General features: G+C 45.7%; 9 protein-coding genes and 1 other annotated feature. Of the genes, 4 read left to right on the top strand and 5 right to left on the bottom strand.

Annotated elements, in window-relative coordinates; translation table 11 throughout:
• Positions 1–234 precede the first annotated feature (234 nt).
• From asnS to ACG95_RS03255, 4 genes are all read right to left on the bottom strand, one after another.
• Positions 235–1530: an asparagine--tRNA ligase gene (gene asnS / locus ACG95_RS03240; RefSeq protein WP_047999131.1), complete on the bottom strand. Its 1296-nt coding sequence runs from the start codon at positions 1528–1530 to the stop codon at positions 235–237.
• Positions 1531–1589: 59 nt separating this feature from the next.
• Positions 1590–2600, bottom strand: a complete 1011-nt coding sequence (gene asnA / locus ACG95_RS03245) for an aspartate--ammonia ligase (protein ID WP_047999132.1) — start codon at positions 2598–2600, stop codon at positions 1590–1592.
• A gap of 76 nt (positions 2601–2676) precedes the next feature.
• Positions 2677–2930, bottom strand: a binding site (T-box leader).
• Between the two features lie 123 nt (positions 2931–3053).
• Entirely contained in the window at positions 3054–4460 is a 1407-nt protein-coding gene (locus tag ACG95_RS03250) for a C69 family dipeptidase (RefSeq protein ID WP_047999133.1), read from the bottom strand.
• 131 nt (positions 4461–4591) lie between these two features.
• Positions 4592–4855, bottom strand: coding sequence for a hypothetical protein (locus ACG95_RS03255; RefSeq protein ID WP_047999134.1), 264 nt, complete (start codon positions 4853–4855; stop codon positions 4592–4594).
• A 219-nt stretch (positions 4856–5074) separates the two neighbouring features.
• Here ACG95_RS03255 and ACG95_RS03260 point away from each other — a divergent pair, with 219 nt between their 5' ends.
• The 3 genes from ACG95_RS03260 to ACG95_RS03270 all read left to right on the top strand — a co-directional run bounded on the left by ACG95_RS03260 (position 5075) and on the right by ACG95_RS03270 (position 8328).
• Positions 5075–5275: a helix-turn-helix domain-containing protein gene (locus tag ACG95_RS03260; RefSeq protein WP_053072658.1), complete on the top strand. Its 201-nt coding sequence runs from the start codon at positions 5075–5077 to the stop codon at positions 5273–5275.
• 295 nt (positions 5276–5570) lie between these two features.
• The gene (gene recQ, locus ACG95_RS03265) at positions 5571–7388 is read left to right on the top strand and encodes a DNA helicase RecQ (RefSeq protein ID WP_082137289.1); all 1818 of its coding nucleotides are present in this window, start codon (positions 5571–5573) and stop codon (positions 7386–7388) included.
• A 58-nt stretch (positions 7389–7446) separates the two neighbouring features.
• Positions 7447–8328 (top strand): RluA family pseudouridine synthase, encoded by an 882-nt coding sequence (locus ACG95_RS03270; RefSeq protein WP_047999135.1) that lies wholly within the window; start codon positions 7447–7449, stop codon positions 8326–8328.
• A 307-nt stretch (positions 8329–8635) separates the two neighbouring features.
• Here ACG95_RS03270 and ACG95_RS03275 read toward each other — a convergent pair whose 3' ends face one another.
• Complete coding sequence (locus ACG95_RS03275; RefSeq protein ID WP_047999136.1) at positions 8636–8962, bottom strand: ArsR/SmtB family transcription factor; 327 nt, start codon at positions 8960–8962, stop codon at positions 8636–8638.
• A 344-nt stretch (positions 8963–9306) separates the two neighbouring features.
• On the opposite strand from ACG95_RS03275, the gene ACG95_RS03280 reads away from it, so the two are divergent.
• On the top strand, positions 9307–10071 hold the full coding sequence (locus tag ACG95_RS03280; protein ID WP_047999137.1) for a flavodoxin family protein: 765 nt from the start codon (positions 9307–9309) through the stop codon (positions 10069–10071).
• Positions 10072–10285 lie beyond the last annotated feature (214 nt).

Raw genomic sequence — 10285 nt, forward strand, 5'->3', positions numbered from 1 at the left:
TTTTGTTGATAAGCAACATTATGCAACTAGTTATGTTGCGTGTCAACAAAAAATGCAAACTTTTATTTTAGTGTGCTTTGAATAGGCAGCGGTGAGTAGGACAGTAATGCACTAAGTAGCCTGAATGCACGGGATTCTATAGCTAATTATTTGAACAAAAAAATCCGCTGAAATCATCTCATCATAAGGAAGCATGATAATGATCTCAGCGGATCGATAAGCTAATTTAAACTATTACGGGTAAATCCGGTGGAGCATTCGTGGGAACGGAATCGTTTCGCGCACGTGATCTTGTAAGGTGATCCACGCAAGGAAGCGTTCCAAGCCCATCCCGAAACCGGAGTGGGGAACACTGCCGTATTTGCGGAGATCCAAGTACCACTCGTAAGCCTCGAGATCCTGACCGCTAGCCAGTAGTCGTTCTTTCAAGTAATCGTAGTCGGTCGAGCGTTCCGAACCACCGATGATTTCACCGTAACCTTCAGGTGCTAGCAAGTCAGCGGCAATTACCACGTCATCGCGGGTCGGGTGGGCCTGCATGTAAAACGCTTTGATGGCCTTCGGGTAGTTGAGTACGAATACCGGCCGGTCAAAGTGCTCTGCTAAAAAGGTTTCTTCCGGTGACCCGAAGTCGACACCCCAGTTAACGTCAAAACCGTTCTCCTGCAACAACGTAATCGCATCGTCGTAAGAAATCCGTGGATAGGGGAGCTGCGTGTACTTGGCTAAAGTAGCAACATCGCGTCCCAATACTGACAATTCGTGTGGGCAGTGGTCGATCACGGCCTGCACGAGGGTGGCAACCAATTGTTCCTGAACTTCTAAACTTTCAGCTTGGTGCATCCAGGCCATTTCTGGTTCGAGTTGCCAGAACTCGGTCAGATGCCGCCGGGTTTTGGATTTTTCAGCACGGAAAGTCGGGCCGAAAGTAAAGATCTTACCGAAAGCCATCGCAGCGGCTTCACCGTATAACTGACCCGATTGCGAGAGGAAGGCGTCCTGACCGAAGTAGTCCGTTTTGAACAGTTCGGTAGTACCTTCCGGAGCCGAAGCGGTCAGAATTGGTGCATCGACTTTGATAAAGCCCCGGTCGTTGAAGAATTCGTAGACCGCACGGATGACTTCGTTACGAATCCGCATGATGGCGGTTGGCCGCGAAGACCGTAACCATAAGTGCCGGTGGTCCAATAGGAAATCAATACCATGGTCCTTTGGCGTTATTGGATAGTCGTGACTGGTGCCAACGACTTCAAAGTCACTGATGGCAAGTTCATAACCGAATTGTGAACGGGTGTCGGCGTGAATCGTGCCGGTGACCCAGAGACTAGTTTCTTGAGCGAGCTCACTCAGTTGGGCAAAAGCGTCGTTGCCCAGCTCATTCTTGAGAGCCACCCCTTGAAATGTAGCGGTCCCGTCGCGTAGCTGTAGAAATGCAATCTTGCCGCTAGAGCGCTTATTACTGAGCCACACCCCAATCTTAACTTGTTCATCGACATGGTCAGCGGCGTTGATAATACTGATGGTTGCCATGATATTGATCACTCCTTTATATTGGTTTTTAGTAGTTTAGCTTAAATGTTCAATAGAGATTAAAGTAAATGGATGTTGTTTTCGGCACATTGGTCGATCATAGCTTGTGGCCATAATGCGGCTTGGACTTCACCAACGTGGGCTTTGCCAAGTAATAACATGCATAGACGTGATTGGCCAATCCCACCACCGATAGTATAAGGGACGTCAGCGTCAAGAATCATCTTGTGGTATGGCAAGCTTAAACGGTCTTCAGCATCAACATCTTTTAATTGTTTCTTCATTGATTCGGCATCGACCCGGATACCCATGCTTGAAACTTCGATGGCTTGGTCTAATGGTTCATACCAGAAGAGGATGTCACCGTTTAATTTCCAGTCGTCGTAGTCGGGTGCGCGGCCGTCATGACGTTCGCCAGAGTCGAGTTTCCAACCAATTTGCATTAAGAAGACACAGCCGAGTTTCTTACAGATGGCATTCTCACGTTCGCGTGGGGTCATGTCAGGGTACATGTCTTCCAATTCTTGCGTGGTGATGAAGTGGATTTCGTCTGGTAAGTGGTGGACGGCTTCAGGGAACTTATACCAAACTTCGTGTTCCATATGCTTGATAACTTTGAAGATCTGTTTAACAGTGGCCTTCAAGGTTTCAACGGTCCGTTCTTCCTTGCTGATGACTTTTTCCCAATCCCATTGGTCAACGTAAGCTGAGTGGTAGTTGTCTAAGTCTTCGTCTTTACGGATGGCGTTCATGTTGGTATAGAGACCTTCGTGCAAGTCAAAGCCGTAACGTTTGAGTGCAACTCGTTTCCATTTAGCTAATGAGTGAACGATTTCAATCTGATCATCGCCGCCCATGTCTGCCATGGTGAATGAAACGGGGGTTTCAACACCGTTCAAGTTATCGTTTAAACCGGTTTTCTTTTCAACGAACATTGGTGCTGATAGCCGTGACAAGTTCAATTGTTGACCAAATTCATCTTGGAAAGTTTCACGAATGTAACGAATCGCCTTTTGAGTTTCTTTAACGGATAATTTGGGGTCGTAGTCCTTAGGAATAATTAAATGCATGAGCGAGATCTCCTTTAAATTTAGTTTCTAGTATAGTTTCAAGATAAAAGAAAAGAGCCTTCCATCCCTTGAATTATCAAGGGACGAAAGACTCTCTTTCGCGGTACCACCCAAGTTGTTTACTCTACAGTAAACCAGCTTAAAATAGTGTACTAACATACACTACCGATGATAACGTACCGGTTGACGGCTAATCCTACTTTAACGAGGTTATTTCAGTTAGCAACTAAGAAAGTGTTTTTCGGACTAGTCAAGTTCTGATCGGGTTTCCACTCATCCCCGATTCACTGGCAGGTTGACTAATCGTACTCCTCTTTCCTACGTTTTTTATCTTGTGACACTTATATTAGCACGATTTTTTAATTTGTAAACTATAAAATTAAAAATAAATTAGTTTTCGCTCATAATCTCATCATTGAAAACTCATCTAAACGCTTATTTTAAAAGGGTTAATTAGTCGTTCAAATTATATCGTAATTTCATCTTTTCTGAACCGGCAATGACCATGTCACCGAGCAACTTAGTCTGCAAACGCATGGCTTCGTCAGCCAAATGTTGGTTGGCAGCTTCAAGGTAAGTGGTGATGTCTTGGTGGCTAGCTAAGTCAGCGTCCGTGTCGTTTTCGATCTTACGGTAAGTGCTCATGGCGTCTAATTCGTAGCTGTTACGCATGTCGACGTAGAAGTCGTAGTCGGTATCACCAAGGAGGGCAGCGGTACAGCTTAACCAGTACATGTGGTTAAGGTTGAAAGTCCCGTCAGCGTCCTTGTAGCTAGCTGGTGTATCGTTCACGTTAGCGTAGAAAGGTACGACCGTATTGAAGGTGTTGGCACCAAAAGCTAGCCAGTGAATCCCAGCGACTGCGGCAGGCACGTTGTTACGAATCTGCAAGATGTGCACATCGTGGTTACGGTTGATCCCGATTGGCCGGAAGAGGGTTTTGTCGGCTTCAGAGCCACTACCGTAAACGTCATACTTAGTATTTTCAAAGTGAGAGCTCAAAACGAATTTGACGTCTTCGATTGAAATCTTACGGTTAGCATGGCAGATGAATGGCAAGTCTTGTTCCATTGGATCCTGTTCAACGTCTGGCGTAAAGTAGTGTTGGCCGAACCAAGCACGGGGGTTATTGTAAACCGTATCCTTGATGGTGGCACTACCGAAGATGTGGCGTAAGTTGACGCGGTCAAAGTCAGGATTCAAAGAATTGTCACTGATCATTTTTTCGAGGTCAGCTGAGGCCATTGTGTCATCAGCGTTAAAGTCGAAATCGTCAATGTTCATCCGGTTAGGGGCAACGACGTAAGCATCGTCAGGAATCCGTTTGGCAGCCCAGTGATGACCACCGATCGTTTCTAACCACCAGATTTCGTCCTTATCAGAAAAGGCGATGGCGTTTGGTTCGTAAGTCCCGTGTTCTTCCAAGAGGGCACCTAAACGAGCGACACCTTCCTTGGCACTGTGGATGTAAGGTAAGACTAATGTACAGAGGTCTTCTTCACCAATACCACCATCAACGAAAGGATCGATACCAAGCACACGTGAATTCGTGGTGATTGTTTCAGTAGCGGACATGGCGATGTTTTCGCTATTGATACCGGCAGCGGGCCAAGTTCCGTTCGTTAAGATCGAGTTAGGAATTGAAGTATACCGCATTGGGTTATCTGGTAAGTCGACTTGAACCTTACTGATAACGGATTGATAGTGCTTAGGTTGGTCTTCAGGATTAACGACGACTAATCGTTCTGGATCGAGCGCTTCGTGACCATCATCGTTACGAGAAATAATCGTTGAACCGTCGATCGATGCCTTCTTACCAACTAAGATTGTGGTACATGAACCTTTAATACGTTTTGCCATTGTGAACACTCCTTTTAAACTAGTATCTTCATTATACGCTTTCTTAGGCGGTCACAACACCGTGAACGAGGCCTGCTTAACAGGACTTGGTTTGTCGTGGTGTTTAGTTTTCTGAACAGCCATTAAAATGCTTATCCAGCAAGCGTTTTTACGGACGCTCGTACCATGAATTTAGTAATCACGAACTGGTGGCGACGATTGTAATGACCATAGAGTGCTAGCTGGGTATCTGGTTCAAGTTGGTAGAATAAGTTCAGTGCGTGTTGGACAATCAGACAGTTGATCTTTTGTGGGTTGGGTCCAAGCGTTTCAACTTGCAAGTAGAGCATGAAGGGGTCTAATTTTAGAATTTTATTTTTATTGGTATATTTGACGGTTAAGTTAATGGATTGCATCTCAATCACCTCAAAATCATTATACGAACATACGTTCTAAAGTGCAAGTAAAAACTCACCAACGATATATTTAATTAAGTGGCCTGAGCAGATTACTGGCTTTAATGGCAAAAAATTGTTAAAAATAGTAATGAATCAACAAAGTCGTTAGAAAAAGGCTATAAAAATCTGAGAACTCTTGGTATGATAAAACGTAGTAAATAAAAAGGGGGCCGTGTTATGGACCGTGGACGTCGAGCAACTTTAGAAGAACGCATTGCCATTGTGAAATATACGTTGGCGCATTGCAATAATTATCAAGAAGCTGCTGAGCAGTTTAACGTTTCGTATCCGCAGGTCTACACTTGGGTGCGCAAGTATCGTCAACGCGGTATGGAGGGGTTGGTTGATCATCGCGGTCGGCCAAAGCAGGCGGAATAGTACATAATAAGAGTGCAAAATAAGGCGGTTAGGGACTGAGCATAGCCTAGCAAGCCTAATGATTGTGCATTTTCAATCGTTAGGTTTGCGTAGCTAAGCGGAAGTCCCTGCCTTAGTTTGCACGTTTCGGCTATTAATATATCAAGCGATACAAACGAGTCTGGGGTCTATATCCCAGACTTTTCGTTTTTTCAGCAATCAATTCCGTAACTAACATGTAACGAGACGGTCAGTTGTCATCGGGAGGTATTCCCGGTAAAATGAAGGTATTAAGCTAAAAGGGAGTTACGGGTAAATGATGGACTTAGCGGCGGCACAACAAGTATTAAAGACCACGTTTGGATACGATGAATTTCGACCGGGACAAAAAGCGGTCATTGAACAAGTGCTCGCTGGTGAGAATACGTTGGCAATCATGCCGACTGGTGGCGGAAAGTCGCTTTGTTATCAGATCCCAGCGCTATTATTGAATGGGCTAACGGTCGTGGTATCACCCTTGATCTCCTTAATGAAGGATCAGGTCGATGCGTTGAATGACAACGGCATTGCCGCGACATTTATCAACAGTTCTTTGGATTTTCAAGAGATCAATCAGCGGTTACAGGAGTTACGCTCAGGTGACTACACGTTACTATACGTTGCGCCCGAACGACTGGATTCGGAGTACTTCATTCAAGCGTTAGGGCGGCTACCAATCCAGCTACTCGCTATCGATGAGGCGCACTGTATTTCACAGTGGGGCCATGATTTTCGGCCGAGTTACTTAGCGTTGAGTACGGCGATTGAACAGTTGCCAACGCACCCACAAGTATTAGCGTTGACGGCGACAGCTACGGAAACCGTTGCTCAAGATATCTGTGATCTACTGACGATCGAGCCTCAAAATGAAGTCAACACTGGTTTTGCACGCGATAATTTAAACTTGAATGTGGTTAAGGATCAGGATACCGATCGCTACATTATGGACTACTTAAAAGCCAATCAGGGTGAGGCGGGAATTATCTACGCCAGCACTCGTAAGGAAGTTATGCGGCTGACCAGCTTGTTGCAGAAACACCATATCAAGGTAGCGCCGTACCATGCCGGTTTGGACGATGGCGTTCGGCGGCAAAATCAAGAGGACTTTCTGTATGATCGTGTCGACGTGATGGTGGCGACTAATGCCTTTGGGATGGGTATCGATAAGAGTAACGTGCGCTTTGTGATCCATGCGCAGGTTCCCGGAACTTTGGAAGCCTACTATCAGGAAGCTGGCCGTGCTGGCCGTGATGGTTTATCCAGTGAAGCCATTTTGATCTTTAGGCCGAGTGACATTCAGTTACAACATTTCTTCATTGATGAATCTGAAATGGACGATGAACACCGGCATTCTGCTTACCAGAAGTTGCAGGCGATGACCCGCTACGCTAATACGCAGGGGTGTTTGCAGCAGTTTATCTTAAAATACTTTGGCGAACCTTCAGAGGCGTGCGGTCGTTGTAGTAACTGTACGGATAAACGCGAAGCTCAAGATATTACGACGGCTGCCCAACAAGTCTTATCGTGCGTGGTACGACTACACGCACGTTTCGGTAAGGGGGTCGTTGCGCAAGTCTTGACTGGTGCTAATAATCAGCGGGTCCGCGACTCTAATTTGAGTGAGTTATCGACGTACGGCTTGATGTCTGGGCAACGCCAAAAGAGTGTTGTCGAACTGATCGACTTCTTGATTGCGGCGGGTTACTTGCAGTCAGTTGGCGGTCAGTATCCAACGCTAACCGTGACTAATAACGGGGTGGATGTGCTTAAAGGTGAGACTAAAGTTCACCGTAAGACTGCCCAAAAGGTTCAACAGACGGTGCCCGAAAACAGCGCGTTGTTCGAGCAGTTGCGGACCTTACGTCGTGGCTTGGCCGAGGAACAGGGTGTACCACCATTTGTGATTTTTTCGGATAAAACATTGCATTCCATGTGTGAGGTCATGCCGGAGACCGATGAGGCGTTTGTCACCGTAAAAGGGGTCGGCGCTAGCAAGTTAGAAAAATATGGCGAGACCTTTATGGCAACGATTCGGGCAGCTGCCCACGCTGAAGCTGATGCGGCCGCAGCAGTTTCAGCACCAACTAATGATTAATCAGAAAAATAGTGTGTTTAAAAATAGGTCTTAATTTAAAATAGCGGGAGAATACAGTATGCAACTTACTTGGCAACATCAGGGTGAACCTATTTCGATGAAACGTTTCTTAACTAATCACGGCATCAGTATGCGCGTGATTAAAACAATCAAGCAGGGCAACGGTGATTTTATTGTGAATGATTGGGTTGAGGAGGGGGTTATTACGGTATATGATGGCGATGTCGCCGGTTTACGATTACCTGACGAAACGCCGGATGAAACAGTAGCCATCAGTCACCAACCACTTGAAGTGATGTATGAAGATGACAACTGGTTGGTTGTTAATAAGCCAGCGGGATTGACCAGTGTACCGGGTCCTAGTAACCGAACGGATACCTTGGTCAACCGGATCAAGGGTCACTTTGAAGCGGAACAGGCTGCTAATCAGCGTCCGCACCTCGTGACTCGTTTAGATCGAGATACTAGTGGCATCGTCTTAGTGGCCAAACACCGGATTGCGCAAGGGATTTTGAGTGCGCCTGAATTAGCTGATCAGATGGTCAAAACTTATGATGCGTGGATTCACGGGACGTTGACGCCTGATAAGGACACGATTGATCAACCGATTGGACGCGTTGATGATCAGCCCAAACGTGAAGTAGTTGCGACGGGACAACGGGCAATCACTAAGTATCAGGTCGTTGGAACTGGTTTAGCCCACGACGTCAGCCGGGTACAGTTGGAACTAGTAACGGGTCGGACACATCAGATTCGCGTTCATTTAACCGCACTGGGCCATCCTTTATTAGGGGACGAACTCTACGGTGGTGATTTAGAACTGATTGACCGACAAGCTTTACATGCCACAACGTTACAGTTCTTTGATCCGTTTGCGCAACAACAGCTCAGCTTTGAGGCCCCATTACCAGCAGACTTACAACAGTTAGATCAGCGGTAATCATAAGGTCAGTCTGTGAGTATTAACGGGAATCAGGAATTGATCTGATTTTGAGTTGAGCGGAACAAGCTGTCTTCTGACGTGCGTTTTGATTATTAACATTCAAACTAACATAAAAGGAGCTATGACAATTTAACTGTCATAGCTCCTTTTATGTTCCGAATATTAACGGTCGAAACGTGCGATAAAAGGCTGCTCCCTCCGCTCGGTTGCATAAAGAATACAAACGATTGAAAATACACAATCATTCGTATTCCTAGGCTATGCTCGGTAGCAACCCGCCTTTTGTCCCACTCTTTACTAGTTATTAGTCATTGTTAAGTGCTGCGTTATCCGCGGTCAAGGTCGCAAAAGTGGTTTGTAATTGGTGAAGTGGTGCGGTTAGCGTTAAGAAGTAAATGTGTTCAACACCGTTACCACGCATGTCGATAACGCCTGCTTCACGCATCAAGCGCAAGTGGTGTGAAACCGCTGGCCGTGAAATGTTGACTAATGCCGTAATGTCGGTAACGTTGAGTCCGTTATCACTGTTCCCCAGAGCAATGATAATTTGGCGCCGAATTTTTTCGGCAAAAATATTGATAAGCGTCGCACTTTCTGTTAGTGCTGCTTTAGATTGTTGGAAATTTGCCATAATTGACAGGATCCTTTCGAGTTCGATTTGACGTTCAAGGACTGATTCCCCATTGGTAGTACGCTAAACCAGTCGTTGCGCGCTTGAGTGACAGTCTAGTGAATGTCGATAACACCTAATAGTGGGGTGTTATCGACAACTTAAAGTCTACAGATTGTCAGGCAGACTAGGAATTATTAGAACGGTCGTACTTATGTCTAATTAAAGCAAGCTGTTAACCAATTGTCAAACGTTTTTGTTAAAAGTAGGGATCGTTAGCCGCTTTAACAATTTGGGTTCGTTTGCTGAACGTATTGAAAGTTCGAATGAGTTAAACTAAGATGAGTTGATAGGGGTGATATGTGGTGAAGGTATTAGGAATCTTAGGGGCTCACCAAGCAGATGGGGTGACCGCCAAATTATTACAGGGTGTCTTGAAGGGAGCAGCAACTGCTGCCGAGACGGAACTGATCAATCTAAATGATTACCAGTTATTTCCGGATCATGATAACCAGCCTAATCCAGACTTAGATGTTTTAGAAGCCAAGCTCTTAGAAGCGGATGTCTGGGTATTAGCTGCGCCGACATATTTGGGAAGCTTGTCCGGTGTGATGAAGAACTTTTGTGACTGTTTTCGGAATCGAATCGCTCGCTTTAACGCGGTGGGCGAGGCTGTACCGGACCGTTTTAAAAATAAACATTACGTGACGATCACAGACTGTTATGCGGGTGGTGTCGAAAACTACCTGACCGGCGTGACGGATGCGACCTTTAAAACGTTAGATAAGTTTCTAACCATGGGTGGCTTGATCAAATTACGTGAAATTGTGGTCACAAAGACGTGGGGCATGACCAGTCTAACGCCAGCCAAACAAGCAGAATGTGAGCGCGTCGGTATGCAGGCAGCGCATAAACGGGAGAGGGATGACAATACAGTGAAACGTTATATTCAATTATTCTTTATGATTGCGATTATGGCATTATTGACGATGGGTATTGAAGCGGGGATTCAGCAGTTTGTGCCGCTGAACAATTTCTGGTCGTATTACGGCGTATTTGTCATTATCTTCTACGTCTTATTGGCGTCAATTCTGCACTTCTTTACGGTCGTCAAACACCGACGCCGATAACTCAAATCCTGTTTAGAAATGTAGAAACTAGTTGAAACCAACCAGGCAATGAATGCGTCCAATTTCGCCTACCGGGGTGTCCTGACAATGATTGGAACGTGGTGGGCACACTTAAAGCTCAGCAAACACCGCTGCAATCTTTAAGCTTGGTCTTATCCTAAGCCGAGAAATTCACTCAGCTAACGATAATTTCACCACTGAACATTGTCAGGAC

This window comes from Lactiplantibacillus herbarum, from assembly GCF_001039045.1.
GTDB classification, from domain to species: domain Bacteria; phylum Bacillota; class Bacilli; order Lactobacillales; family Lactobacillaceae; genus Lactiplantibacillus; species Lactiplantibacillus herbarum.

What these genes read in the sequence shown, in the direction of transcription:
- asnA (WP_047999132.1), bottom strand. Translation starts at nt 2,600, where the DNA reads ATGCATTTAATTATTCCTAAGGACTACGACCCCAAATTATCCGTTAAA.
- ACG95_RS03250 (WP_047999133.1), bottom strand. Translation starts at nt 4,460, where the DNA reads ATGGCAAAACGTATTAAAGGTTCATGTACCACAATCTTAGTTGGTAAG.
- asnS (WP_047999131.1), bottom strand. Translation starts at nt 1,530, where the DNA reads ATGGCAACCATCAGTATTATCAACGCCGCTGACCATGTCGATGAACAA.
- ACG95_RS03275 (WP_047999136.1), bottom strand. Translation starts at nt 8,962, where the DNA reads ATGGCAAATTTCCAACAATCTAAAGCAGCACTAACAGAAAGTGCGACG.
- ACG95_RS03270 (WP_047999135.1), top strand. Translation starts at nt 7,447, where the DNA reads ATGCAACTTACTTGGCAACATCAGGGTGAACCTATTTCGATGAAACGT.
- recQ (WP_082137289.1), top strand. Translation starts at nt 5,571, where the DNA reads ATGATGGACTTAGCGGCGGCACAACAAGTATTAAAGACCACGTTTGGA.
- ACG95_RS03260 (WP_053072658.1), top strand. Translation starts at nt 5,075, where the DNA reads ATGGACCGTGGACGTCGAGCAACTTTAGAAGAACGCATTGCCATTGTG.
- ACG95_RS03255 (WP_047999134.1), bottom strand. Translation starts at nt 4,855, where the DNA reads ATGCAATCCATTAACTTAACCGTCAAATATACCAATAAAAATAAAATT.